Here is a 24656-nt window from a genome sequence, read left to right on the forward strand (position 1 = left end):
CCGGCTGCGTTCAGTGCGCCTCGGCGATGTGCTGCGTACCGATGCGCTTGCGGAACACCCAGTACGTCCAGCCCTGGTACAGCAGGACGACGGGGGTGGCGATCCCCGCGCACCAGGTCATGATCTTCAGCGTGTACGGGGTGGACGAGGCGTTGGTGACCGTGAGGCTCCAGGCGTCGTCCAGCGAGGACGGCATGACGTTCGGGAAGAGTGTCAGGAACAGCATCGCGACCACGGCCGCGACGGTCACACCGGAGAACGCGAACGACCAGCCCTCGCGTCCCACCGCGATCAGGGCGACCGCGGCGACCAGCGCCACCGCGGCGACGATCATCGCCAGCAGGCTCCAGCCGTCCCCGTTGTCGAGCTGGGTCCAGATCAGGAAGCCGAGCGCGAGCACCGCGGTGACGATCCCCAGCTTCAGCGCCAGCCTGCCCGCCCGCTCCCGGATGTCCCCGACCGTCTTGAGCCCCGCGAACACGGCGCCGTGGAAGGTGAAGAGGAAGAGCGTGACCAGTCCGCCGAGAATGGCGTATGGGTTGAGCAGGTCCCAGAAGTTGCCCACGTACTCCATGTCGGCGTCGATCTTCACGCCGCGCACGATGTTCCCGAAGGCCACGCCCCAGAGCACGGCCGGGATCAACGAGGTCCAGAAGATGGCGTGTTCCCAGTTGGTCTGCCACTTCTCACCGGACCGCTTGGCCCGGTACTCGAAGGCGACCCCGCGCACGATCAGACAGACCAGGATGATCAGCAGCGGCAGGTAGAAGCCGGAGAACAGGGTGGCGTACCACTCGGGGAAGGCGGCGAAGGTCGCACCGCCCGCGGAGAGCAGCCACACCTCGTTGCCGTCCCAGACGGGCCCGATCGTGTTGATCAGGACCCGTCGTTCCTTGCGGTCGCGGGCGAGCAGCTTGGTGAGGACGCCGATCCCGAAGTCGAATCCCTCCAGGAAGAAGTAGCCGGTCCAGAGGACGGCGATGAGCACGAACCAGACGTCGTGGAGTTCCATCTCTCAGCTCCTCTGCTCTCAGTAGGAGAAGGCCATCGGCCGGTCGGCGTCGTCGTGGTCGCCGCCGATCCTGGTGGGCGGATTGAGGTCGGCCTCCGTGAGCTCCGGAGGGCCTGCCTTGATGTACTTCACGAGCAGCTTGACCTCGACGACCGCGAGCACGGCGTAGAGCAGGGTGAAGCCGATCATCGAGGTGAGCACCTCGCCCTGCGAGACGCCGGGGGAGACCGCGTCGCGGGTCTGGAGCACTCCGTAGACGACCCAGGGCTGGCGGCCCATCTCGGTGAAGATCCAGCCCCAGGAGTTGGCGATCAGCGGGAAGAGCAGGGTCCAGAGCGCGACGATCCAGTAGCACCTGGCGAGCTTCGGGCTGAGTGCCTTGTTCTTGAAGAGGACCAGGTGCGGCACTTCGTCCTCACCGGTCCTCAGCCCCGGCGGCAGCATGAACTTCTTCCGGGTCAGCCACAGTCCGAGGATTCCGAGTCCGAAGGACGCCATCCCGAAGCCGATCATCCAGCGGAAGCTCCAGAACGCGACCGGGATGTTGGGGCGGTAGTCGCCGGGGCCGAACTTCTCCTGCTCGGCCTTGTTGATGTCGTTGATGCCGGGGACGTACGAGGTGAAGCTGTCGTCCGCGAGGAAGGACAGTATCCCCGGGATGGAGATCTCCACGGTGTTGTGGCCCTTGGCCACGTCGCCGACCGCGAAGATCGAGAAGGGTGCCGAGTTCTGCCCCTCCCAGAGGGCTTCGGCGGCGGCCATCTTCATCGGCTGCTGCTTGAACATGACCTTGCCGAGCTGGTCGCCGCTGATGGCGGTGAGAAGTCCGGCGATCACCACGGTGATCAGTCCGAGGCGAAGCGAGGTCCGCATCACCGGGATGTGCTTCTTGCGCGCCAGATGGAAGGCGGCGATGCCGACCATGAACGCGCCGCCGACCAGGAAGGCCGCGGTGATGGTGTGGAAGAACTGGGCGAGCGCGGTGTTCTGGGTGAGCACGTGCCAGAAGTCGGTGAGCTCGGCCCGGCCGCGTTCCTTGTTGATCCGGTAGCCGACCGGGTGCTGCATCCAGGAGTTGGCCGCCAGGATGAAGTACGCGGACAGGATCGTCCCGATGGAGACCATCCATATGCAGGCGAGGTGGATCTTCTTCGGCAGCTTGTCCCAGCCGAAGATCCACAGACCGATGAACGTGGACTCGAAGAAGAACGCGATCAGTGCTTCGAACGCGAGTGGGGCGCCAAAGATGTCGCCGACGAACCGCGAGTAGTCGGACCAGTTCATGCCGAACTGGAACTCCTGGACGATGCCGGTGACGACGCCCATGGCGATGTTGATCAGGAAGAGTTTGCCCCAGAACTTCGTCGCCCTGAGGTACTTCTCGTTGTTCGTCCGGACCCAGGCGGTCTGCAGGCCGGCGGTGAGCGCGGCGAGCGAGATCGTCAGGGGGACGAACAGGAAGTGATAGACGGTGGTGATACCGAACTGCCATCGCGCCAGGGTCTCCGGCGCCAGAGCTAGCTCCACGTCGTCTTCTCCTTACGTCGCCGTAGTCACACCGGCAGTTTGCCCTTTAAATCCGACTAATCATGGGAGGAAACAGGACACGCTTGTGAACGCGTTCACATTCACAAGCATTATGGCGCACAGACTTTCGGGACGTTCGGGCGGGGTACCCCTCTCGGGACGTTTTGATCAATCCACCCGAACCAGACGCCCCGACCCCGGGAGCGAGAGGGCCCGCACCGGCAAAAGGCCCCGCACCTCGACGAACGAGGTGCGGGGCCGGGCCCTTCGTCGCACAGGCGGCCTGCGCGGTCGCTCTACAGCTCCTTGCGGTACGACTCCGCCGCCTTCAGGAACAGGTCGTTCGCCTCGCCTTCCCCGATCGAGACCCGCACGCCCTCGCCCGCGAACGGCCTGACCACCACTCCGGCCCGCTCACAGGCCGCGGCGAAGTCGCCGGTACGTTCGCCGAGCCGCATCCAGACGAAGTTCGCCTGGGACTCCGGCACGGTCCACCCCTGGCCGGCCAGGGTGCGCTGCACCCGCTCGCGCTCGGACACCAAGGAGCCCACCCGCCCCAGGAGTTCGTCCTCGGCACGCAGCGAGGCGACCGCCGCGTCCTGGGCGAGCTGGCTGACCCCGAACGGCACCGCCGTCTTGCGCAGCGCGGCCGCCACCGGCTCGTGGGCCACCGCGAAACCGACCCGCAGACCCGCCAGGCCGTACGCCTTGGAGAAGGTCCGCAGCACCGCCACATTCGGCCGGTCCCGGTAGATCTCGATGCCGTCCGGCACCTCGGCGTCGCGGATGAACTCCCGGTACGCCTCGTCGAGCACCACCAGCACATCGCCCGGCACCCGGTCCAGGAACCGCTCCAGCTCGGCCCGGCGCACCACGGTGCCGGTCGGGTTGTTCGGGTTGCAGACGAAGATCATCCGGGTGCGGTCCGTGATCGCGTCCGCCATCGCGTCGAGGTCGTGCACCTCACCGTCGGTCAGCGGCACCTTCACCGAGGTCGCGCCGCTGACCTGCGTGATGATCGGGTACGCCTCGAAGGAGCGCCAGGCGTAGATGACCTCGTCGCCCGGGCCCGACGTCGCCTGGAGCAGCTGCTGCGCCACACCGACCGAGCCGGTTCCGGTGGCGAGGTGCGTCAGGGGCACACCGAAACGGTCGGCCAGCTCGTTCATCAGACCGGTGCAGGCCATGTCCGGGTAGCGGTTGAAGTTCGCGGCCGCCGCCAGGGCGGACTCCATCACTCCGGGCAGTGGCGGATACGGATTCTCGTTGGAGGACAGCTTGAACGCGACCGGTCCACCGGCGGCAGCCGGCTTGCCCGGTACATAGGCGGGAACGCCGTCCAGCTCGGCACGCAGCTTGGGGCTCGTCTCGCTCACCGCAGGTCCTCCTCGATCGTCTGTACACATCAATACTGCTCACCTTATGAGGATTGGGCGCCGCTGCGAATGGCCGGAGCACCCAATCGTCCGGTGCGACCAGGAATGGGGGGAGCGCCTTTTGGTCCCTCGTGCGCCGGTGGCTCACTCCGTGGCGCGCGTCCCTCGAAGAGGTGAGATGAGACCCCTTCGAGACATCGACCATTTAGCAGGCCCATCGGGTTCGACGCATGACACACTACGGTCAAGCCCTTCAACACCCTTGTTTTGCAAGGCATTTGGCCTTTGATGATCATGCAAAAACGTGCCTGTCAACGAGTGAATATGCGACCAGGCCATCCACCCCTCCGAGCCCTACTATCGGCTCGCCATGACAGCAGCAGGGAAGCACCAGGTGAGCCGGACGGACACACCCCGGCGCGGCGGCCGGCAGGGACGAGCGGGAATCCGGGACGTGGCCGCCGCCGCCGGGGTCTCCATCACGACCGTCTCCGACGCGCTCAACGGCAAGGGCAGGCTCCCGGACGCCACCCGCCGCCATGTCCGCGAGGTCGCAGAGCGCCTGGGCTACCGCCCTTCCGCCGCGGCCCGAACCCTCCGTACCGGCAAGTCCGGCCTGATCGGCCTGACCGTGACGACCTACGGGGACGAACCCTTCACCTTCACCGAATTCGCGTACTTCGCGGAGATGGCCAGAGCCGCCACCTCCGCCGCGCTCGCCCGCGGTTACGCCCTCGTCATCCTGCCCGCCACCTCGCGCCACGACGTCTGGTCGAACGTCGCCCTCGACGGCACCGTCGTGATCGACCCGTCCGACCAGGACCCGGTCGTCACGGAGCTGGTGCGCCAGGGGCTGCCCGTCGTCTCGGACGGACGCCCGGCCGGAACGCTCCCGGTCACGGCCTGGGTCGACAACGACCACCGGGCGGCCGTGCTCGACCTGCTCGACCATCTCGCCGCCGCCGGGGCCCGCCGTATCGGCCTGCTCACCGGCACCACCACCGACACGTACACCCGCCTCTCCACCACCGCGTACCTCCACTGGTGCGAGCGCGTGGGCCAGGACCCGGTGTACGAGTCGTACCCCGCCCACGATCCCTGCGCGGGCGCGGTCGCCGCCGACCGGCTGCTCGCCCGCCCCGACCGCCCCGACGCCGTCTACGGGCTCTTCGACCCCAACGGGACCGATCTGCTGGCGGCGGCCCGCCGGTACGGCCTGCGCGTCCCCGAGGACCTGCTGCTGGTCTGCTGCAGCGAGTCCACGGTGTACGCGACGACCGAGCCGCCTATCACCACCCTCTCGCTCAAGCCGCGCAGAATCGGCACCGCGGTCGTCCAGCTCCTGATCGACGCCATCGAGGGCGTGGATCACGACGGACCGGTGGAGCAGGTCATACCGACCGAACTCATCGTGCGGACCTCCTCGCAACGCCGTCCACCCCGCACCACGGTCAGTGCGCCCCGCTCTCCGGCAGGGGATTGATCAGGAGATTTCGGACCAAACGGCCGGTGAACCCGACGTGCGTCCGGATTCACCACCCCTGGTGCGTCACAGAGCACGATCCGCATTCCTATGATGGGCGCACGACACCGCGGACCGCCCCGACCAGCAGGGCCCGTCAGGTGTACGGCGGCGCGACGGTGGTGGAGGGGTCGATGACACAGGGGGCCGGTCAGGAACCCGTGGTGCGGACTGCGACGTTGCGCGACTTCCGCGTACCGCCCTATGCCCAGAGCCCGGTGCCGCCGCCATCGGCGCACCCGGGCAACGCCGTCCCCGGCGACATGCCGCCGGACGGGTACACGCCCACCGCGCGCGATCTTCCGGTGATCAACCGCGGTGACACCGTGGAGGTCCCGACGGTCCCCGACCCGCTCCCCGCCCCGGAGCAGGGCCGCGGGCCGCTGTACGTCGTCGGCGACGTCCACGGCTATCTGGACGAGCTCCACGCCGCCCTCGCCGAGCAGGGCCTCATCGACGCCGAGGGCAAGTGGTCGGCGGGCAACGCCCGGCTCTGGTTCCTCGGCGACTTCACCGACCGGGGCCCGGACGGCATCGGGGTCATCGACCTCGTGATGCGCCTGTCCGCCGAGGCAGCGGCCGCCGGCGGCTACTGCAAGGCCCTGATGGGCAATCACGAACTGCTGCTCCTCGGCGCCAAGCGCTTCAACGACACCCCGGTCAACTCCGGTGCGGGCACCGCCACCTTCCAGGCGGCCTGGCTGCTCAACGGCGGCCAGAAGAACGACATGGAGCGCCTCCAGGACGTCCACCTCCAGTGGATGTCCCGGCTCGACGCGGTCGTCGAGGAGGACGGGCATCTGCTGATGCACTCCGACACGACGGCGTACCTCGAATACGGCAGCACCATCGAGGACGTCAACGACACCGTGCACGCCATTCTCACGCGTAACGACGCCGACGAGTGCTGGGACCTCTTCCGGAAGCTCACCAAGCGGTTCGCCTTCCGCGACGAGTCGGGTCCGCAGGCCGTCCGGGAGCTGATGTCGGCCTACGGCGGACAGCGCATCGTCCATGGTCACAGCCCCATCCCGTACCTTCTGGGCGAGGTCGGCTCGGAGGACGGCGAGGATGGTTCCGGCCCCGTGGTCGAGGGTCCGCACGTGTACGCGGACGGGCTCGCCATCGCCATGGACGGCGGAGTGACCATGGCCGGAAAGCTACTGGTCGTCCAACTGCCTCTGCATGACTGACACACTTCCGGGAAGAGGGTCCCTCGACCTGACCAGTCCGACCGCTGGGCCTATTTACGGAAACCCCCTGTCACCCCGTGCCGTGGGCGCTCTACCATCGGCGTATCAGTAGCAGGCTCTCCTCCGTTTCCGCCCAACTGCTCGCATTCAGCGGGCACTCAGGCCCGACGGAGCATCGGGGGATGCACATGAACAGCGCTCCGCACCTGCTGGCCGAGGACCGACCCGAGTACGAGCGGATCCTCGACGACGCACTGCGTCATGCCCATGAACGGCCGGATCTGGCCGCGGTCGGCGAACGGCTCAATGCCGTGCAGCTTCGCACCATGGCGCTGGACGCCACCGAGCTGATCACCACGACGGCCGCCACCGAGTACAAGCACTACGTGGAGGCCCGCGAGGAACTTCGCGGCCCCGCCGACGGGGCGGACCAGGATGCGAACCCCGGTCCCGGCACGGTCCGTTCGCATCAGTCGGGCGCCGGCATAGGAGCCGTCGTCACGGTCCTGGCGCCGGTGCTCGCCGGTACCGCGGCGTTCATATTCCTGCTGGCCGGCTACCTGCTGAGGCTGCTCGACCCGGCGCCGTCCTTCGCCTCCACGATGGTCTCGGCGGGCTGGTTCTTCGCCGCGGTCACGGCCGCAGCGATCCTGGTCGCCGCCGTCGGGCTGCTCATCACGGCGCTGCGCAACGGATCGGTGGCCCAGCCCGTCGAGGACGACGAGGAGGAGCTGCCGGAGGACGTGGCGCGGGCCAGGGAGGCGTGGCGTCACGCCCTGCTGGAGCGCGGCATCCTGCCATTCCTGCGGGACGCGCTCGCCGATCCCGACGCCGGTCCCGCCTCGCGCACCCCGGTCCGCTCCGCGAACCGCATCCCGAAGATCGGCTACAGCCCGCCGGACTTCTCCAGCCCGGACGACGGCCCGGCGGCCGGCCCCCGGCCGACGTTCACCTCACCGGACTTCACCAGCCCCGACTTCGGCGGCCCCGAGCACGAACTGGACTGACCGGTGTCCGGGCGCACCCCGGCTCCGGCCACAGGCAGGATCACCGCCGATTCCCGGCCGGTGCGTCCTGACCCGTGATTCCCCGGTGATTCCCGGCCTTCGAGTCCCTGCCTTCGTGTCCCTGCCGGACAGCGCGTCGCCGCCCCGGAAGCATGATCCTCCGGGGCGGCGACGCGTCCGGATCAGTCCGCGATCGGCAGATAGACCCGGTTGCCGGCCGCCGCGAACTCCTTGGACTTCTCCGCCATGCCCGCCTCGATCTCCGACTGCGAACCGCCGTGCTCGCGCCGGATGTCCTGGGAGATCTTCATCGAGCAGAACTTCGGACCGCACATGGAACAGAAGTGGGCCGTCTTCGCCGGCTCGGCCGGCAGCGTCTCGTCATGGAACTCCCGTGCGGTGTCCGGGTCGAGGGCCAGGTTGAACTGGTCCTCCCAGCGGAACTCGAACCGGGCGTCGGAGAGCGCGTCGTCCCAGTCCTGCGCCCCGGGGTGCCCCTTGGCGAGGTCCGCCGCGTGCGCCGCGATCTTGTAGGTGATGACACCGGTCTTCACGTCGTCCCGGTTGGGCAGGCCGAGGTGCTCCTTCGGCGTGACGTAGCAGAGCATCGCCGTGCCCCACCACGCGATCATCGCCGCGCCGATGCCGGAGGTGATGTGGTCGTACGCCGGCGCGACATCGGTGGTCAGCGGGCCGAGCGTGTAGAACGGCGCCTCCTCGCAGATCTCCTGCTGAAGGTCGATGTTCTCCTTGATCTTGTGCATCGGAACGTGGCCCGGCCCCTCGATCATGGTCTGGACGCCGAACCGCTTGGCGACCGTGTTCAGCTCGCCGAGCGTGCGCAGTTCGGCGAACTGCGCCTCGTCATTGGCGTCGGCGATCGAGCCGGGACGCAGCCCGTCGCCCAGTGAGTACGTCACGTCGTAGGTCGCGAGGATCTCGCAGAGCTCCTCGAAGTGCTCGTACAGGAACGACTCCTTGTGGTGCGCGAGACACCAAGCCGCCATGATCGAACCGCCGCGCGAGACGATTCCGGTCTTGCGGCGGGCGGTCAGCGGTACGTACGGCAGGCGCACGCCGGCGTGGACGGTCATGTAGTCGACGCCCTGCTCGGCCTGCTCGATGACCGTGTCCTTGTAGATCTCCCAGGTCAGCTCCTCCGCCCGGCCGTCGACCTTCTCCAGGGCCTGGTAGAGCGGGACGGTGCCGATCGGCACGGGGGAGTTGCGCAGAACCCACTCACGGGTGGTGTGAATGTTGCGGCCGGTGGACAGATCCATGACGGTGTCGGCGCCCCAACGCGTCGCCCACGTCATTTTTTCCACCTCCTCCTCGATGGAGGACGTCACCGCGGAGTTGCCGATGTTGGCATTGACTTTCACCAGGAACCGCTTGCCGATGATCATCGGCTCGATCTCCGGGTGGTTGACGTTGGCGGGCAGCACGGCCCGGCCGGCCGCGATCTCCTCGCGCACCACCTCGGGCTCGACGTTCTCCCGGATGGCCACGTACTCCATCTCCGGGGTGATCTCGCCCCGGCGGGCGTACGCGAGCTGGGTCACCGGCCGTCCGTCCCGGCTGCGGCGCGGCAGCCGCGGGCGGCCGGGGAAGACCGCGTCGAGGTTGCGCAGCCCGCCACGCGGCGAGGTGTGCTTGAGCCCGTCGTCCTCCGGGCGGGCGGGGCGGCCCGGGTACTCCTCGGTGTCGCCGCGGGCGATGATCCAGTTCTCCCGCAGCGGTGCGAGCCCGCGACGGACATCGGTCTCGACGGTGGGATCGGTGTACGGACCCGACGTGTCGTACAGCGTCACGTCCTTGCCGTTGGTGAGGTGCACCTGACGGACCGGCACCTGGAGGTCCGGGCGCGAGCCCCGGACGTACCCCTTGTGCCAGCCGATGGACTTCCCGGCCTCGTCGCTCTGGTTCGAGGCAGGCGTGCGTGCGTCCGATGTGGTCATGAGACCTACTCCCTACGCCGGCATTACCCGGTAACAGGTTCGGCGGTCGGCGCAGCCTGTCCCGTACGGACGTACGGAGATCAGCGCCCTCTCAGCCCGGTGCTCCGAGCTCCCGCGTGTGCAAAGGTCCCTCCACGCTAGCGCCCCGTCCCGCCTGCTGAACAGTGGGCCCGTCTCTTCTTGCGATGATCGGCCGGTGACGTCCCCCCGAATCGACCACGAACCACAAACCCATCAGCACGGCCACTCGCACAGCCATGGCCCTGCCGCGCCCGTCTCCAAGCATCTGCGCAAGGTCATCGCGGCCGTACTGTTCCCGTTCGCCGCCGCCGTCCTCGTCGGTCTGGTGGCCCTCTGGCCGGGTGGTGCGCCGCCGCACGAACGGACCGGCGTCGGATTCGACCGGCAGACCCAGCAGGGAAAGGTGGTGAACATCGACAAGGTGGACTGCAAGGAGGTGAACGCGGCCCGGACGCCCGTCGACGGAGACACCACGCCTCCGTCGGAAGGCGGGCAGGGGCTGTGCAAGAAGGCGAGGATCGAGGTGACGACCGGTCATGACAAGGGCCGGACGTTCGTCGAGATCATCCAGCCCGACACCCCGCGCCAGCTGCGCGACGGTCAGGGCGTGGTCGTGGCGTACGCCCCCGACGCGCCCCGTGATCTGCAGTACTCGGTGACGGATGTGAACCGGAAGTTCCCGATGGCGCTGCTGGCCGGGATCTTCGCCCTGGTCGTGGTCGCGGTGGGCCGCATGCGCGGGGTGATGGCGCTGGTCGCGCTCGCGGTCTCGTTCGCCGTGCTGACCCTGTTCATCCTCCCCGCCATTCTCCAGGGCTCGAATCCGCTGCTCGTCGCGGTGGTCGGGGCCAGCGCGATCATGCTGATCGCGCTCTACATGTGCCACGGCCTGACCGCCCGTACTTCGGTCGCGGTGATCGGCACACTGATCTCGCTGCTGCTGATCGGACTGCTCGGCTCGCTCTTCATCGGCTGGGCGAGCCTGACCGGCAACACCGACGACAACACCGGCCTCATCCATGGCCTGTACCCGCACATCGACATGAGCGGTCTGCTTCTGGCCGGTGTCATCATCGGTTCGCTCGGGGTCCTCGACGATGTGACCGTGACCCAGACGTCGGCGGTCTGGGAACTCCACCAGGCGAACCCGACGTTGGGCGTACGGGGGCTCTACCGGGCAGGGATCAGGATCGGGCGCGACCACATCGCCTCGGTCGTCAATACGCTGGTGCTCGCCTACGCGGGCGCGGCACTGCCGTTGCTGCTGCTGTTCTCCGTCGCGCAGAGCAGCGTGGGGACGGTGGCCAACAGCGAGCTGGTGGCGGAGGAGATCGTACGAACGCTGGTCGGATCGATCGGACTGGTCGCCTCGGTGCCGGTGACGACGGTGCTCGCGGCGCTGGTCGTCTCCGCGGACCGCACAGGGCTCGGCGCGGAAGCCGGAGCTTCGGCACCCGTACGGACCGGGAGGGGCCGTCGTCGTAGGACGAGACCCTGAGCGTCTCCGCGGGTGAGTAATTCACCCGTTCAGCAGATGCCGTGTTCGACCGGCGGGCCGGTCGGCTGCGCCGTTCCGCTCAGCCGGCGTTCTGTTCCTCGGCGAGAATCCGGCCCAGGGCGTCTTCGAGATTGCCCTCGAAGTCACCCAGCGTGCACTCCTGCCCAAGTGGCACGAGCTTGTCGGTCCGATCGAGAAACGCCACAAGTGGTGCCGTACCGGCCCTGAAGAGCGCCCGGTCCTCGCCGACCTGGAGCCGGATATGTACGTCGGACAACCCCTCGGGCTCAGTGGGGCCGATGTGCACATCGCCGTCGCCACTGGGGCTGTTGAGGCCGTCGAGCAGCAGCTCACGGCCGAATGCCCAGGTGACGGGGGCGTCACCGGGCAGATGGAAGGTCATCCGGATCGCATACGGATCGCAGACCTCGTACCGGAGCTCCACCGGGATCCGGAAAGAGAGCTCCTCGGAGACGAGGAAGCTCATCATGACCTCAGCTTGAACCGACTCGCGCATCGTTCAACCCCGCAGTAGATGAATCTGGCCAGGAATGATCCCCCGTGGCCCTATTGACGCCATCGTGGTGCACGCGATAGCAGATCACAAGGAGTGATTTTTCAGATACTGATAGAGAACACGAACGAACGCAAGAGGTTGGCCACTTCGCCACGTAGTTGTTCGACTGCGGGGAGCAACCGGCTTTCCTGCTCCAGGGGTACCGAAATCGCCATCGCGGCAGCGGTGAATCCGGCTGTGATCGGGATGGCCGCACAGACCGTTCCGAGGGCGTACTCCTGTCGCTCGATGACAGGTTCCGTCCGCTCCAGCGACCGCAGCCGCTCAAGGAGGGTCGCGCGGTCCTTCACCGAGTAGCGGGTCAGCGGGCGCACAGGGTGACGGTCGAGGTGGTCCTCGCGGGCCTTCTCGTCGAGTTGGCTCAGCAGGCACTGGCCGATCGCGTGGGCATGGCCGGTCTCCCGGAAGGACGCCCACTCGTCGACGGCGGGCATGGCGGGGGTGTCCGCGACCGCGACGAGTTCGATCTCGCCCTCGCGGTAGACGGCGCAGTACACGGGGGTGCCGATGATGTCGCGCCAGCGGGCCAGCGACTCGGCCATTCCGCCGCGCCGGTTCCGCAACGCCCCTTCACCGACCAGGCGTTCCGCCGCGGTCCCGATGAGGAAGACGCCGTTCTCCCGGCGCAGATATCCCTCGTACGTCAGGGTGCGCAGCAGGTGGTAGGCCGTGGGAAGAGGAAGGCCCGCTTCCCTGGCCAGTTGTTTCGCGGGCGCCCCGTCGCGATGGGCCACCACGGCTTCCAGCAGTCTCAGCGCTCGCTGTACCGAGCCGATCAGCGTCGGCGCAGCAGTGCTCGATGCCGTGGTCAACAGTCACCCCCAGGCATGGTGACGGGTGGTCAGCCCGCCTGTGGGGGCCGCCCCCACGGGCTGCCGCATGGCTGGGGTCCGGATGCCGAACGCCGTACAAACCACTGGTCAGTGTGGTGACGGACTGTTAATTCCCAGGTGGTGGCAGCGAACTGCCACCTTATCCGCCAGTTCCGCGAGGGGCGTCGTTTCGACTTTCGCTTAGCTCAGCTGGGCTAATGCCCCGGTCGGCTTCCGATCGTCCTACCAGTCGCCGCGCGACGAGGACGACGACATGAACTTGCGTACGACGAAGATGAGCCCGCCGACCAGGATCACGAAGATCAGGACCTTGAAGAGCAGTCCGATCACGAACCCGATCACGCTGGCGATCAGGCCTCCGAACACGACGATCGCGATGACCGGCACCGCGATCCACTTCACCCACCAGGGCATCCCCGCGAATATCTCCCGCACGGCCATCGTCCTTACCTCGTCTCCATGAGTTCCTGCCTCGATGCTAGAGGCGCGGAGGGGGCCGGTGGGGGGCCCGCAGCCCTTGAAGTCCCCTGATCGACCCCTGAGGGATCCCTGAGACCGGACCCTCGCCCTCCGGGGGATCGCCATGCCTTCCGGGGATCGCCATGCCTTCCGAGGGATCGGTCCGGCCCCCTCCCGGCGTACCGACTCGGCGCCTCCGGAGGATCGCTCAGCTCTCCCGGCGTACCGACTCAGTGCCTCCGGAGGATCCGCTCAGCCCTCCCGGCGGATCCGCTCAGCTCTCCGGGGGAGAGAAGACCACCATCACCCGCAGGTCCTCGGTGATGTGGTGGAACTTGTGGGCGACGCCGGCCGGTACGTACACCACGCTCCCTCTGCCCACCTGCGTGGTTTCCATGCCGACCGTGATGGCGGCGCGGCCACTGACGACGAGGTAGACCTCGTCCTGATTGTGCGGCTGCTGCGGGTCGAGCTCACCGGCGTCCAGTGCGTACAGGCCGACGGACATGTGCCGTTCCTTCACGAACTGCAGATATGCGCCGTCGTTGGCGGCCCGTTCCGCCTCCAGCTCGTCCAGTCTGAATGCCTTCATGGCCTGTCCGCCCCTTGCCTCTGTGCTGCCGGTGTCCGCCACCGATCAGGTCTGCCACGATCAGACACATGAAGAATTTCGTAGTCAAGACGATCGCCAACGCAGGTGCGCTGGCCGTGGCCATCTGGCTTATCCAGGACATCACGCTGACCGGTGGCAGCACCGGGCGCAAGGCACTCACGCTGGTCGTGGTGGCCCTGCTCTTCGGCCTGGTGAACTTCGTGGTCAAGCCGGTCGTGAAGCTGCTGACCCTGCCGCTCTTCATCCTCACGCTCGGGCTGATCACGCTGGTGGTCAACGCGCTCATGCTGCTGCTGACCTCCTGGCTGGCCGGTCTGTTCGACCTGAGTTTCCATGTCGAGGGCTTCTGGACCGCCGTGCTCGGCGGCCTGATCATCTCCATCGTGTCGTGGGCACTGAACGTGATCCTGCCCGACGAGGACTGACCCGACGCCTCCTGAGGCAGTGCAGTTCAGGCCGGTGGCACACCGGAGAGAGAAGCACTGGGAAGAGAAGCGAGGAAGCGGTATGAGCACCATGGGTGACGGAACCCGGGCAGTACGGGCCGGGCTGCCCGAACCGGAGCAGTTCGAGCCCACCCTGCCCGGGCCGGTCTTCGCCGCACACTTCCATCTCTCCGGTGAGCCGACCGGTCCGTACACCTACGGCCGGGACACCAACCCGACCTGGACCCATCTGGAACGGGCCATCGGTGAGCTGGAGGCACCGGGGGAGCCCGTCGAGACCACGGTCTTCGCCTCCGGAATGGCGGCGATCTCGGCCGTGCTGCTCTCCCAGGCGCGCACCGGCGATGTGGTCGTGCTGCCCGACGACGGCTATCAGGCCCTACCGCTGGTGCGCGAGCAGTTGGAGGCGTACGGCGTCGAGGTGCGGACCGCGCCGACCGGCGACGATGCCCAGCTGGCTGTGCTCGAAGGCGCCAAGCTGCTGTGGATCGAGACCCCGTCCAATCCGGGGCTCGATGTCTGCGACGTGCGCCGGCTCGTCGAGGCGGCGCATTCGGCCGGCACGCTGGTGGCCGTCGACAACACCCTCGCCACACCGCTCGGCCAGCGTCCACTGGAGCTGGGGGCCGACTTCTCGGTCGCCAGTGACACCAAGGGCATGACCGGGCACGGAGACATCCTGCTCGGCCATGTGACCTGCCGTGATCCGGATCTGGCGGCGGGAGTACGGCGCTGGCGCAAGGTGGTCGGCGCCATTCCCGGCCCCATGGAGGCCTGGCTCGCGCACCGCTCGCTGGCCACGCTGGAGCTGCGGATCGACCGGCAGTGCGCCACCGCCCTGACGCTGGCGGAGGCGCTCGGCAAGCGGCCGGAGGTGACCGGGCTGCGCTATCCCGGGCTGCCCTCCGACCCTTCGTACCCCAAGGCCGTGCGGCAGATGCGGCGCTTCGGCTCCGTGGTGTCGTTCGTGCTGCCCGACCGCGAGCGGGCCGAGCGCTTCCTGGCCGAGCTGCGGCTGGTCGACGACGCGACGAGCTTCGGCGGTGTGCGTTCCACCGCCGAGCGCCGGGCGCGCTGGGGCGGTGACGCGGTGCCCGAGGGCTTCGTCCGCTTCTCGGTCGGTGCGGAAAGCCCCGCCGACCTGGTCGCGGATGTGGAACGGGCGCTCGACGCGGCAATGGGCGAGCGCTGACCGACCGGTGGTGCGGGCGGTCCGAGCCTCCCCCCTCGTGGCTCGGACCACCCCGGTTCCCCCTGCTCCCCCCTGCTTCCCCCTGCGAAGAACCGCCCGAACAAGGCTAGTTGACTCTCCGTCAGTGTCCAATCACAGTAGCGACAGCGACCTATCGACATATTTATAGTTGTACGGGTCCGAAGCATCGCGAGGGTGGGAGGGACAGGGCATGGACCTGACCCTGCTGCGCACGTTCGTCATGGTGCACCGGGCCGGTTCCTTCACCAGGGCCGCCGCCCTGCTCGGCCTCTCCCAGCCCGCGGTCACCTCGCAGATCCGGACCCTGGAACGGCAGCTGGGGCGCCCGCTCTTCCTGCGCAGGGCCCGCGGTGTGACCCCGACGACGATCGGCGACGAACTCGCGCACCGGGCGGCGCCCCATCTGGACGCGCTGATCGAGATCACCGAGGCGGAGCTCGACGAGGAGTCGGGCGTACGGACGCTGCATCTGGCCGGACCGCCAGAGTTCACCTCGATGCGCGCCCTGCCCGCGCTCACCCCGCTCGTCGCGCAGGGCCTGGCCCTGCGCAGTTCCTTCTTCGCCGGCGCCGAGGAAGCGCTGGAGGGGGTGGCCGCCGGGCACCATGACCTGGCCATCGCGACGGCCCGTCCGCGCGGTGGGCTGCTCACCGCGACCGCGCTCTGCGACGAGGAGCATGTGCTGGTCGCCGCGCCGCGCTGGGCCGGGCGCCTCGGCCCCGGGGCGCTGCGGCACAAGGGACCCGTGGTGCTGGAACAGCTGCCGGTCGTGGAGGTCCACGAGAGCCTGCCGCTCGTCTCCCGATACTGGGCCGCCGTCTTCGAGAGCAGGCCCGCCCTCGCGGGAACCGTCATCGTGCCGGACCTCCGGGCGGTCCTGGAGTGCACCGCGGCGGGCGCCGGACTCGCCGTGCTGCCTCGCTATCTGTGCGAGCGGGCGCTGGAGCGGGGCGAGGTGGTGGCCCTCCTCGATCCTCCGGTTCCGCCGCTGCGCACCTACTTCCTGGCGGTGCGGACCGGCACACTCGCACTGCCCCACATCGCGCGGGCGCACGAGTGGCTGCTGCGTGCTGCCGCCGACTGGTGAGCGCAGGGCCGCCCGGCACCGGTCCGGTGTTTCAGAACCGGTTCTGCGGGCCACTCTCTTGCCATGACCGAACGTCCCGTGGTCAAGCGCACCGCACGCGCCATCCTGCTCGACGGCAATGACCTGATCCTCATCAAGCGCACCAAGCCAGGAGTGGATCCCTACTGGCTCACGCCCGGCGGCGGGGTCGAGCCCGAGGACGCGACCGTCGTCGAAGCCCTGCACCGCGAGGTGGACGAGGAACTCGGCGCCAAGATCACCGATGTGGTGCCTTGTTTCGTGGACACCGTGGAGCACATCGAGGGCGGCGGGGTGAAGGGCGTGAAGGTCCAGCACTTCTTCGTCTGCCGACTGGATTCGATGGACCTGTCCCGGCGGCACGGCCCGGAGATCGACGACCCCTGCGGGGAGTACGACATCGTACGGGTGCCGTTCAGCCGGATGGGGATCGCCGCCGTCCACCTCGTACCGCTGTCACTGCGGCACTATCTGGACGGCAACATCGAGGGCGTACGCGCGATGCACGCACCCGATCTGGGCTGACCGGACGCTGGTGGTCCAGAGCTGCGGTGGCGGCTGCGGCTGCGGGGCGATCCCTCTGCCGTGGCGGTGACTGCCTCCGCCGTCATCGCATCCGCTGTGATTGCCCCCGCCTTGGTCAGGCGGGGCCGGTCGCTGCCAGCTCGTCGAAGAAGTCGTGCCGGATGCGCTCAGCGGGCATGCCGATGCCCCGGAGCGCGTCCACCCCGCTGCGGATCATGCCGGGCGGGCCCGAGAGATAGGCCTCGTACTCGGGCCACGGGCCGCACTCCCGCACCGCCTCGGGCAGCAGCCCCCGCATCAGGCTTCCTCCCGTTCCCGGCCCCGTGGAGACCACCGGCCGGACCGCGAGCCAGGGATAGGTCCTCTCGAGCCGCATCATCGTGTCGATGTCGTACAGGTCGTAATCGCTGCGTGCCCCGTAGAAGACCTCCACCGGGCGCCGGTCGCCGTGCTCCGCGACGTCCTCGACGAGCGCCTTGATGGGTGCGATGCCCGTGCCTCCGCCCAGGCAGAGCAGACCGTTGTGGGTGGAGTGGTCGACCGTCATCGAGCCCGTGGGAGGGCCGAGGCGCAGGATGTCCCCGGGCCGGGCCCGGTGCACCAGGGCGTTGGAGACCCAGCCGGCCGGGACCGCCTTGATGTGGAAGGTGAGCAGGCCGTCTCGGCGGGGTGCCGAGGCGAAGGAGTAGTGCCGCCAGTTCCGGGGCCACCACGGGGTCTCGACGGCCGTGTACTGGCCGGCGAGGAAGGGGTAGGCCTGGTCGGGGCGGAGCGTGAGCACCGCTATGTCCCGGGTCCTGAGGTCGTGGGACACGATCTCCGCATGCCACCAGGCAGGGGACCGCTGTTCGTCCTCGGCTGCGGCGTCGATCATGATCTGCGATATCGCGGTGTAGGCGCGTACCCACGCCGCTTCGGTCTCCCCGTCCCAGGTGGTGGTCGCGTAGCGGCTCAGTGCGCCCATGAGCGCCTCCCCCACCGCGGGATAGTGCATGGGCCGCGTGCCGTACTTGCGGTGGCCCCGCCCCAGTCCGCCGAGGTACTCGGCAAGTGCCCGCGGATCGTCCAGCCGATCGGCCGCGGTGAGGATCGCCCGGAGGAGCCGGTCGCGCTGGACGTCCATCGCGACCGGGAACAGCTCCCTCAGCTCCGGGTGACGCACGAAGAGCAGCGCGTAGAAGTACGAGGTCGCCTGGTCCGCGACGGGCGAGATCTCGGTCAGGGTGCGATGGATCAGGGTCGCGTCGCCGGATCTGCCCGTTCCGTCTTCGGTCCACCCTGTGGCCGGAGCATCCATACTGTGCCTCGCCTCGTACGTCTCGTGGTCGCCCTACGCACCAGCACGGCCCGTGGTCCCCCTGCCCGCGAACTCCGCGAACGCAGTCGGACCCTGCTGACGGCCGTCGCACGGCCACCTTCCGCGATCCCCCGGCCCAGCATGCCTTGCGGCGGACACGGGCGAGTCGTGAACCGATGACTGGCGCCCATGAGCGCATCAGCACCGAGCTGAACAGAAACTCGCCCAGCAAGGAAGCCCGCAGAGGAACGCGTGCCGTACGCCGAGGCTAGTACGCGCGATTACTCCCGCCGTCAGACGCCCGATCGCCCCGCTCCCGGCACCGTGTTTCACGTGAAACCACTCAAACGCTCCGCCCGCCGAAGCCTCCTGGTGGCGCATGTCGCGGTATCCGTGAGCTGGCTGGGACTGACTGTCGGACTGCTGACGCTCGGAATCGCGGCCTTTTCCACCGGGGACCCCGCCACTGCACAGGCCGCCACCCTCGCCATGAAGATCTTCGGGGACTGGTTGATCGTGCCGGTCGCCCTGTTCTCACTGCTCAGCGGCCTCGTCCTGGCGCTCCGCACGCCATGGGGGCTGGCCAGGCACCGGTGGGTCTGGACGAAGTTCTGGCTCACCCTGATCACCGTGGCGCTGTCCATCTTCTCCCTGCGGCCCGGCATCGACGAGGCCGCGGCACGGGGGGCCGTCGACATCGACCTGGTGGTCGCACCGTCGGTGGCGACGGCGACATACCTTTTCGTCACGGCGATATCGGTACTGAAACCCTGGGGGCCGACCCGGCGCGGCCGTCGGCTGCGCCGTTCGTCCGGAGTCGGTAAAGGGGTGGACGAGCGAACATCGGGTCGTACAGCCTGACCTTCATGCCCAGCTCACTGCCCCTTCCGATCACCGAACTGCCTGTCCGGCGCCTCTCCCCGGGCGACCTGGTCGCCTGCGCCGATCTCAGCGAAGACCGTGGCTGGCCACGCGATGAGCACAGATGGGGCCTGCTCCTCGCCGCCGGAACCGGCTACGGCGTTGACGACCCCGAGGGCAAGGGCCTGATGGCCAGCTGCGTGGTGACCTCCTACGGCCCCCGGCTGACCGCCATCGGCATGGTGCTCGTCGCGGAGCGCTATGCGCGGCAGGGAGTCGCGCGGCAGCTGATGCACCGTGTGCTCGCCGAGTCCGGGGACACGCCGCTCAGCCTCTACGCCACAGCTGCGGGGCAGCCGCTCTACGAACAGCTCGGCTTCTCGGTCGTGGGCCACGCCCAGCGGGTCACCGGCCTCTTCCGGCCAGCCGGCGGCAGGTCCTCCGCCGTGACCGTCCGCCCGGCCACGGCGGAGAACCTGCAGGCCATGGTCCGGCTGGATGCGGATGTCTTCGGCGCCGACCGGACCCATGTCCTCGCCCGGCTGCCCGCGTATGCCGACCACATCCGGGTGGCGCAGGACGGAGGACGCCTCATCGGCTACGCGGCCGCCTGGCCGAGCGACCGGACACATGCGGTCGGCCCCCTGGTAGCGCGCGACACCGCCACGGCCCGGGCACTCATCTCCTCGCTCGCGGAAGCGACGGATCGGCCGCTGCGCGCGGACATCGACGCGCGCCATACCGAGCTGCTCGACTGGTTCGAGGAGTGCGGCCTGCGATCCGGCTCCACGACTGCGGTGATGACACATGGAGCCTCGGACCTGCCCGGCGACTGGACTCGTCGCTACGCCCCGCTGACGGTGGCGATGGGCTGACCGCCCGGGCGAGCGGTTCAGGCGAGCGACCGTGCTGCGGCCGTCGCGAAGCCGTGGTCCTGGTCGGGGGCGCCTCCGCCGACGCCGATGGCGCCTATGAGCCGGCCGCCGCGATGCACCGGAATACCACCGGCAATGAAGAGCAACGGCCGGTCGAGGGCGGTGGGCAGGGTGTGGAAGAGCCCGCCGGGCTGGACCGCGTCGACCAGGTCGGTCGTGGGGGCATTGAGCTGAAGGGCCGTGTACGCCTTGCGGGTGCTGGTCTCGCCGGCGATGAGGACGGCCCGGTCGTCCCGCCGGAAGGCCAGCAGGTGACCGCCGGCGTCGAGGACGGTGACGGCGACCGCGACATCGGCGGCCTCGGCGGCAGCACGGGCCGCGTCGATGAGCGCTTCGGCGTCCCGGGTCGTCAGCGGGGCGACGGCGACTGTGGTGGTGCTCATGAGGGGGGTGACTCCTTGGTGTGCTGTGGTGCGATGAGGTTCTGCGTGGTGCGGTTCTGTGTTGTGGGCGGTTCTGTGTTGTGGGCGGTGAGGCGCTGCGTGTCGCTCGGTGAGCGGGGTCAGTTCCGGGACGCGGGGGTCAGGGCAGGCTCGGGGCTGTGCCGGGCGACGAGTCGGCTGGGCGTGACCGTGCGGCGTTCCAGCGCGCCGGAGACGATCGCGAGCGCGAGGGCGGAGGCAGCCAGCGCTGCGCCGACCCAGTTGGGCGCGGTGTAGCCGAGGCCGGCCGCGATGACGATGCCACCGAGCCACGCCGAGAGCGCGTTGCCTAGGTTGAAGGCGCCGATGTTGGCGGCGGAGGCGAGGGTCGGGGCGCCGGCGGCCTGGTCGAGCACCCTCTTCTGCAGCGGCGGTACGGTCGCGAAGCCCAGGCCACCGATCAGCACGATGGTGACCGCTGCGGCGGTCTTGTTGTGCGCGGTCAGGGTGAACAGGGCGAGGACCACGGCGAGGGCGCCCAGCGACACGTACAGCAGGGGCATCAGGCGACGGTCGGCGAACTTGCCGCCGATCAGATTGCCGCCCACCATGCCCAGTCCGAGAAGGACCAGCAGCCAGGTGACGGAGGACGTCGAGTATCCGGCTACCTCGGTCATCATCGGAGTGATGTAGGTGATCGCGGCGAAGACTCCACCGAAGCCCAGCACGGTCATCCCCATGGCGAGCAGGACCTGCACATTGCGGAACGCGGCCAGTTCGTCGCGGAGCCGCACGCCTTCGTTGCGCGCCTGTTCGGGGACGAGCCTGGCGACACCGAAAAGGCCGACGACGCCGATCGCGGCGACGACGAGGAACGTGGTGCGCCAGCCGACGCTCTGCCCGATGTAGGTGCCCAGCGGTACGCCGACGACATTGGCCACGGTGAGGCCGGTGAACATCATGGCGATCGCGCCGGCCCTCTTCTGAGGGGCGACCAGGTCCGCCGCGACGACCGTTCCGATTCCGAAGAAGGCACCGTGGGCGAGCGAGGCGATCACCCGGCCGGCGAGCATCACGCCGAAGACCGGGGCGACCGCGGAGACGACGTTGCCCACGACGAACAGTCCCATGAGCAGCACCAGCATGCGTTTGCGGGTGACCCGGGTGCCGAGGGCCGTCATCAGCGGGGCCCCGAGGACGACGCCGAGGGCATATCCCGTGACGAGGAATCCCGCGGTGGGGATCGAGACCTGGAAGTCCGCGGCAACCTCGGGGAGCAACCCCATGATCACGAACTCGGTGGTCCCGATACCGAAAGCCCCGATGGCGAGGGCCAGAAGCGCCAGCGGCATGGGTTTCACCTTCCCTGAAGATTGCGTCTGCGCCTTACGAGCGTCCACAATAATTGCAGACGCCGATTAATTGCAAGCGCGGGCTATTGCGGTAGTCGCCTATCCTGTAGGCAAGCGGCTCCGACACGGAGGAGAGACCCCATGACAGCGACAGACCCCGCACTCACCGCCCTCTCCCAGGGCTGGTGCGCTCTCTCCTTGCTCCACGGAAAGATCGAGGCCCGTATCGAGCGGGCACTGCAGTCCGGGCACGGACTCAGCGTGCGGGAGTACTCCCTGCTCGGAGTTCTGAGCAGGCAGCACAACGGTCCCGGTGGGCATCTCCAGATGAAGCAGGTCGCGGACGCGGTCGTGCTCAGCCAGAGCGCCACCACCCGCCTGGTCACCCGCCTTGAGGACCGTGGACTGCTGACGCGGTATCTCTGCGACACCGACCGCCGCGGCATCTACACCGATGTCACCGAGGCCGGCCTCGCCCTGCTCGACGAGGCCCGGCCGACCAACGACAGCGCTCTGCGTGCCGCGCTGGACGAAGCCGCGAAGAATCCCGAACTGGCCCCGCTGGTCGAGGCCGTCGAAGCGCTGAAGGTCCCCGTACCGGTCGCGTGAGTCGCCCGGCATCAGCCCGTCCGAGTCGGCCGGAACCGTGCACCGCCCGGTCGGTCTGCGTACCCTGCCGATCATGAGTGATCTGGAGATACGCCCCGCCGCCCTCACCGACATCCCGGTGATCGTTGCCATGCTCGCCGACGATCCGCTGGGTGCCCAGCGGGAGTCGCCGGACGATCTCGCCCCGTACCGCACCGCGTTCCAGCGACTTGCGGACGACCCGAACCAACACCTGGTGGTCGCCGTGCGCGAGGGCCGCGTCGTCGGCACCCTGCAACTGACGGTGATCCCCGGGCTGTCCAGACGGGGCTCGACCCGCTCGGTCATCGAGGGTGTACGCATCCACGCCGACGAGCGCGGCAGCGGCCTCGGCACCCTGCTGATCGAATGGGCCGTGGACGAATCCCGGCGCCAGGACTGCCAGTTGGTGCAGCTGACGTCCGATGCGACCCGGACCGATGCACATCGCTTCTACGAGCGGCTCGGGTTCACCGCCAGCCACGTGGGCTTCAAGCTCGCCCTCTGACCGCAGCCGGGATCCGAAGGCGTCCGTCGGATGTCTCGCCGGCCCGGCGAATGCTGTCCGACATCGGCCGGGATGCTTCCGCCGCGATCGAGGCGGAAGCATCCCGGCTTTCGCGATGGGCGGATCAGGCCGGGGTCACTCCACGCTTCCGCACCCTGTTGGAACGGGAGTTGACGGCCTGGGCCGACCCGCGCTCCGCCGTTTCACGTGAAACATGACGCCCGATCTCACAGGCCCCGCCAGCTGCCCTCGTCCACACCACCAGGAACGGCTGCCGCCGGGTCGTACGGCTCCCGCGTGAAGACGAACGACCCCAGGTCCAGGTGGTTCACGCTGCCGTCGCTGTTACGGACCACGCGCAGCGTCTCTCCCGCGTAGTAGCCGTCGAGACCGGTCCAGGTGCCGTCCGGCTGAGCGGTGAACCGGGCGCCGCGGCCGACGCCTTGCAGGGGTCCAAGCTCCAGCCCACCGTCCGGAGCCATCCGCAGAACGTTCGCGCGCGTGCCCCAGTACCAGGGACCGGTCAGCGCGAGCAGTTCGGCATCCACCTCCGGCAGCGGGCGCCAGGGCTCCGGGATGCGGGGCTCGGCCTCGGCCACGATGTCCACGAGGTCGGCTGCGACACCACCGACCATCAGGCCCGCCGTTGTGTTGGTGAGCACGACGGCCGCTACATCATCCTCAACGCTGATCCACAGGGCGGCCAGGAATCCGGGCAGCGAGCCCGTATGGCCGATCAGCGTGCGGTTGCCGCTCCGCACCACCTGGAGGCCCAGACCGTAATTGAACTGCCAGTCACCGGGCTCGCCCGGCGCGGACGGTTCACGCATCTGCTCCACGGAGGCGGCACGGAGCACCCGGTCGTCGCCCTCGGCCAGGAAGGCCGCGAAGCGCAGGAGGTCATCGGTCGTGGACCAGAGCTGACCGGCCGGGGCCATCAGCCCGAGGTCCTCGGCCGGTTCGGGCAGCATGGCATCGGCCCAGGGGTGCACGGCCCAGCCGCCCGCGTGCGGCGCCTGCGGCTGGGGGCCGGTGCGATGCATGGCGAGCGGTTCCAGGATCTCCCCGCGCAGCGCCTCCGCCCAGCTCGCCCCGCGCACCTTCTCGACCAGTGCGCCCAGCAGCGTGTAGCCGGGGTTCGAGTAGTGGTGACGGTGCCCCGGACTGTGCATCCGCGTCTGCTCGCCGAGTACGTCGGCCAACACGGGCCGCAGCGTGCCCGGGGTCCGCTCCCACCAGGGCGCGGGCGACTCGGCACCAAGTCCTGCACTGTGCCCCAGCAGTTGATGGATCGTCACATCACCGACTCCGGTGCCCGGCAGATGCTTCTCCAGCGGATCCTCCAGGTCCAGCAGCCCCTCGTCACGCAGGCGCAACACCAGAACCGCGGTGAAGGTCTTGGTGAGGGAGCCGATCCTGAACTGTGTGTCGCCGTCCGGTGCGTGTCCGTCCACACAACTGCGGGCACCGCTCCAGACTGTCTGCCCCTGTCTCCGCACCGCGGCGACGAGCGAGGGCGCCCGGCCCTCCGACTGAGCGGTGGCAATGCGGTGCAGCAGGGCGCGCTGCGTCCCCGGAAGCAACTGTTCGGCAGAGTAGGTCATGCTCAAACAACTACCCGCAGAACCGGGCGGAGGCGAGCCCATTTCCCCCGGACTCCACCCGAGGGCGACTACTTATGGTTCGGGGCCTTCGTGAGGTCTGCGGTCAGTCGGGTTCCGGGGAGCGAGCCTCGTCGCTGATGTTGTCGGCCTGCGTGTAACAAACGCCCGCGCTACGCAACACGAAGCGGGAGGCGGCGACCCCGAAGGGTGATCCGCCTCCCGAAC

24 protein-coding genes and 1 riboswitch are annotated in these 24656 nt (G+C 68.7%); of the genes, 12 read left to right on the top strand and 12 right to left on the bottom strand.

Annotated features, from left to right (window positions below):
• Positions 1 to 10 precede the first annotated feature (10 nt).
• The 3 genes from cydB to hisC form a co-directional block, all read right to left on the bottom strand.
• Entirely contained in the window at positions 11 to 1012 is a 1002-nt protein-coding gene (gene cydB, locus ABZ622_RS07110) for a cytochrome d ubiquinol oxidase subunit II (protein ID WP_317860230.1), read from the bottom strand.
• Between the two features lie 18 nt (positions 1013 to 1030).
• A complete protein-coding gene (locus ABZ622_RS07115; protein WP_360541204.1) occupies positions 1031 to 2539 on the bottom strand; it encodes a cytochrome ubiquinol oxidase subunit I in 1509 nt (502 codons plus the stop codon).
• A gap of 296 nt (positions 2540 to 2835) precedes the next feature.
• Entirely contained in the window at positions 2836 to 3915 is a 1080-nt protein-coding gene (gene hisC, locus ABZ622_RS07120; RefSeq protein ID WP_360541206.1) for a histidinol-phosphate transaminase, read from the bottom strand.
• Positions 3916 to 4285: 370 nt separating this feature from the next.
• On the opposite strand from hisC, the gene ABZ622_RS07125 reads away from it, so the two are divergent.
• From ABZ622_RS07125 to ABZ622_RS07135, 3 genes are all read left to right on the top strand, one after another.
• A complete protein-coding gene (locus ABZ622_RS07125) occupies positions 4286 to 5398 on the top strand; it encodes a LacI family DNA-binding transcriptional regulator (RefSeq protein ID WP_124719917.1) in 1113 nt (370 codons plus the stop codon).
• A 173-nt stretch (positions 5399 to 5571) separates the two neighbouring features.
• Entirely contained in the window at positions 5572 to 6630 is a 1059-nt protein-coding gene (locus ABZ622_RS07130) for a metallophosphoesterase (protein WP_360541208.1), read from the top strand.
• A gap of 182 nt (positions 6631 to 6812) precedes the next feature.
• Positions 6813 to 7637 carry a hypothetical protein gene (locus tag ABZ622_RS07135; RefSeq protein WP_360541210.1) on the top strand — a complete coding sequence of 275 codons (825 nt, stop codon included), beginning with the start codon at positions 6813 to 6815 and terminating at the stop codon, positions 7635 to 7637.
• Between the two features lie 182 nt (positions 7638 to 7819).
• Here ABZ622_RS07135 and thiC read toward each other — a convergent pair whose 3' ends face one another.
• On the bottom strand, positions 7820 to 9595 hold the full coding sequence (gene thiC / locus ABZ622_RS07140) for a phosphomethylpyrimidine synthase ThiC (protein WP_360541212.1): 1776 nt from the start codon (positions 9593 to 9595) through the stop codon (positions 7820 to 7822).
• Positions 9588 to 9721, bottom strand: a riboswitch (TPP riboswitch). It overlaps the preceding gene by 8 nt.
• A 70-nt stretch (positions 9722 to 9791) precedes the next feature.
• Here thiC and ABZ622_RS07145 point away from each other — a divergent pair.
• A complete protein-coding gene (locus tag ABZ622_RS07145; RefSeq protein WP_360541214.1) occupies positions 9792 to 11114 on the top strand; it encodes a YibE/F family protein in 1323 nt (440 codons plus the stop codon).
• A gap of 79 nt (positions 11115 to 11193) precedes the next feature.
• Here ABZ622_RS07145 and ABZ622_RS07150 read toward each other — a convergent pair whose 3' ends face one another.
• The 4 genes from ABZ622_RS07150 to ABZ622_RS07165 all read right to left on the bottom strand — a co-directional run bounded on the left by ABZ622_RS07150 (position 11194) and on the right by ABZ622_RS07165 (position 13575).
• A complete protein-coding gene (locus ABZ622_RS07150) occupies positions 11194 to 11631 on the bottom strand; it encodes an SsgA family sporulation/cell division regulator (protein ID WP_072488197.1) in 438 nt (145 codons plus the stop codon).
• Between the two features lie 101 nt (positions 11632 to 11732).
• Entirely contained in the window at positions 11733 to 12503 is a 771-nt protein-coding gene (locus tag ABZ622_RS07155) for an IclR family transcriptional regulator C-terminal domain-containing protein (protein WP_360541216.1), read from the bottom strand.
• Positions 12504 to 12746: 243 nt separating this feature from the next.
• Entirely contained in the window at positions 12747 to 12959 is a 213-nt protein-coding gene (locus ABZ622_RS07160) for a DUF5326 family protein (RefSeq protein ID WP_266731284.1), read from the bottom strand.
• 298 nt (positions 12960 to 13257) lie between these two features.
• Positions 13258 to 13575, bottom strand: a complete 318-nt coding sequence (locus ABZ622_RS07165) for a cupin domain-containing protein (protein WP_360541218.1) — start codon at positions 13573 to 13575, stop codon at positions 13258 to 13260.
• 68 nt (positions 13576 to 13643) lie between these two features.
• Between ABZ622_RS07165 and ABZ622_RS07170 the strand changes: the two genes are divergently transcribed.
• The 4 genes from ABZ622_RS07170 (at position 13644) to ABZ622_RS07185 (ending at position 16885) form a co-directional block, all read left to right on the top strand.
• Positions 13644 to 14021, top strand: coding sequence for a phage holin family protein (locus tag ABZ622_RS07170; RefSeq protein ID WP_266914452.1), 378 nt, complete (start codon positions 13644 to 13646; stop codon positions 14019 to 14021).
• An 82-nt stretch (positions 14022 to 14103) separates the two neighbouring features.
• Positions 14104 to 15234 carry a cystathionine gamma-lyase gene (locus ABZ622_RS07175; RefSeq protein ID WP_360541221.1) on the top strand — a complete coding sequence of 377 codons (1131 nt, stop codon included), beginning with the start codon at positions 14104 to 14106 and terminating at the stop codon, positions 15232 to 15234.
• A 211-nt stretch (positions 15235 to 15445) separates the two neighbouring features.
• Positions 15446 to 16342, top strand: coding sequence for a LysR family transcriptional regulator (locus ABZ622_RS07180; protein WP_360541223.1), 897 nt, complete (start codon positions 15446 to 15448; stop codon positions 16340 to 16342).
• A gap of 63 nt (positions 16343 to 16405) precedes the next feature.
• The gene (locus ABZ622_RS07185; protein WP_360541225.1) at positions 16406 to 16885 is read left to right on the top strand and encodes an NUDIX hydrolase; all 480 of its coding nucleotides are present in this window, start codon (positions 16406 to 16408) and stop codon (positions 16883 to 16885) included.
• Between the two features lie 115 nt (positions 16886 to 17000).
• Here the strand turns inward: ABZ622_RS07185 and ABZ622_RS07190 are convergent, their stop codons facing one another.
• On the bottom strand, positions 17001 to 18182 hold the full coding sequence (locus ABZ622_RS07190) for a globin domain-containing protein (protein ID WP_360541227.1): 1182 nt from the start codon (positions 18180 to 18182) through the stop codon (positions 17001 to 17003).
• Between the two features lie 333 nt (positions 18183 to 18515).
• Between ABZ622_RS07190 and ABZ622_RS07195 the strand changes: the two genes are divergently transcribed.
• Positions 18516 to 19043: a DUF2269 domain-containing protein gene (locus ABZ622_RS07195; RefSeq protein ID WP_360541229.1), complete on the top strand. Its 528-nt coding sequence runs from the start codon at positions 18516 to 18518 to the stop codon at positions 19041 to 19043.
• A 5-nt stretch (positions 19044 to 19048) separates the two neighbouring features.
• Positions 19049 to 19918 (top strand): GNAT family N-acetyltransferase, encoded by an 870-nt coding sequence (locus ABZ622_RS07200; protein ID WP_360541231.1) that lies wholly within the window; start codon positions 19049 to 19051, stop codon positions 19916 to 19918.
• Between the two features lie 17 nt (positions 19919 to 19935).
• Here the strand turns inward: ABZ622_RS07200 and ABZ622_RS07205 are convergent, their stop codons facing one another.
• Both ABZ622_RS07205 and ABZ622_RS07210 read right to left on the bottom strand, forming a co-directional pair.
• Complete coding sequence (locus tag ABZ622_RS07205; protein WP_360541233.1) at positions 19936 to 20361, bottom strand: heme-binding protein; 426 nt, start codon at positions 20359 to 20361, stop codon at positions 19936 to 19938.
• 119 nt (positions 20362 to 20480) lie between these two features.
• Positions 20481 to 21692, bottom strand: coding sequence for an MFS transporter (locus tag ABZ622_RS07210; RefSeq protein WP_360541235.1), 1212 nt, complete (start codon positions 21690 to 21692; stop codon positions 20481 to 20483).
• 141 nt (positions 21693 to 21833) lie between these two features.
• Between ABZ622_RS07210 and ABZ622_RS07215 the strand changes: the two genes are divergently transcribed.
• Entirely contained in the window at positions 21834 to 22301 is a 468-nt protein-coding gene (locus tag ABZ622_RS07215; protein WP_266797268.1) for a MarR family transcriptional regulator, read from the top strand.
• A 73-nt stretch (positions 22302 to 22374) separates the two neighbouring features.
• Positions 22375 to 22827, top strand: coding sequence for a GNAT family N-acetyltransferase (locus ABZ622_RS07220; protein WP_360541237.1), 453 nt, complete (start codon positions 22375 to 22377; stop codon positions 22825 to 22827).
• A gap of 227 nt (positions 22828 to 23054) precedes the next feature.
• On the opposite strand, the gene ABZ622_RS07225 is transcribed toward ABZ622_RS07220, so the two are convergent.
• Positions 23055 to 24431, bottom strand: coding sequence for a serine hydrolase domain-containing protein (locus ABZ622_RS07225; protein ID WP_360541239.1), 1377 nt, complete (start codon positions 24429 to 24431; stop codon positions 23055 to 23057).
• Positions 24432 to 24656: the final 225 nt, after the last annotated feature.

Origin of the sequence: Streptomyces sp. NPDC007164 (assembly GCF_040634135.1) — a bacterium.
Classification (GTDB): domain Bacteria; phylum Actinomycetota; class Actinomycetes; order Streptomycetales; family Streptomycetaceae; genus Streptomyces; species Streptomyces sanglieri.

Coding starts and splice junctions, on each gene's coding strand:
- cydB (WP_317860230.1), bottom strand. CDS start 1,012: ATGGAACTCCACGACGTCTGGTTCGTGCTCATCGCCGTCCTCTGGACC.
- ABZ622_RS07125 (WP_124719917.1), top strand. CDS start 4,286: ATGACAGCAGCAGGGAAGCACCAGGTGAGCCGGACGGACACACCCCGG.
- ABZ622_RS07130 (WP_360541208.1), top strand. CDS start 5,572: ATGACACAGGGGGCCGGTCAGGAACCCGTGGTGCGGACTGCGACGTTG.
- ABZ622_RS07135 (WP_360541210.1), top strand. CDS start 6,813: ATGCACATGAACAGCGCTCCGCACCTGCTGGCCGAGGACCGACCCGAG.
- thiC (WP_360541212.1), bottom strand. CDS start 9,595: ATGACCACATCGGACGCACGCACGCCTGCCTCGAACCAGAGCGACGAG.
- ABZ622_RS07150 (WP_072488197.1), bottom strand. CDS start 11,631: ATGCGCGAGTCGGTTCAAGCTGAGGTCATGATGAGCTTCCTCGTCTCC.
- ABZ622_RS07165 (WP_360541218.1), bottom strand. CDS start 13,575: ATGAAGGCATTCAGACTGGACGAGCTGGAGGCGGAACGGGCCGCCAAC.
- ABZ622_RS07170 (WP_266914452.1), top strand. CDS start 13,644: ATGAAGAATTTCGTAGTCAAGACGATCGCCAACGCAGGTGCGCTGGCC.
- ABZ622_RS07175 (WP_360541221.1), top strand. CDS start 14,104: ATGAGCACCATGGGTGACGGAACCCGGGCAGTACGGGCCGGGCTGCCC.
- ABZ622_RS07180 (WP_360541223.1), top strand. CDS start 15,446: ATGGACCTGACCCTGCTGCGCACGTTCGTCATGGTGCACCGGGCCGGT.
- ABZ622_RS07185 (WP_360541225.1), top strand. CDS start 16,406: ATGACCGAACGTCCCGTGGTCAAGCGCACCGCACGCGCCATCCTGCTC.
- ABZ622_RS07190 (WP_360541227.1), bottom strand. CDS start 18,182: ATGGATGCTCCGGCCACAGGGTGGACCGAAGACGGAACGGGCAGATCC.
- ABZ622_RS07200 (WP_360541231.1), top strand. CDS start 19,049: ATGCCCAGCTCACTGCCCCTTCCGATCACCGAACTGCCTGTCCGGCGC.
- ABZ622_RS07205 (WP_360541233.1), bottom strand. CDS start 20,361: ATGAGCACCACCACAGTCGCCGTCGCCCCGCTGACGACCCGGGACGCC.
- ABZ622_RS07210 (WP_360541235.1), bottom strand. CDS start 21,692: ATGCCGCTGGCGCTTCTGGCCCTCGCCATCGGGGCTTTCGGTATCGGG.
- ABZ622_RS07215 (WP_266797268.1), top strand. CDS start 21,834: ATGACAGCGACAGACCCCGCACTCACCGCCCTCTCCCAGGGCTGGTGC.
- ABZ622_RS07220 (WP_360541237.1), top strand. CDS start 22,375: ATGAGTGATCTGGAGATACGCCCCGCCGCCCTCACCGACATCCCGGTG.
- ABZ622_RS07225 (WP_360541239.1), bottom strand. CDS start 24,431: ATGACCTACTCTGCCGAACAGTTGCTTCCGGGGACGCAGCGCGCCCTG.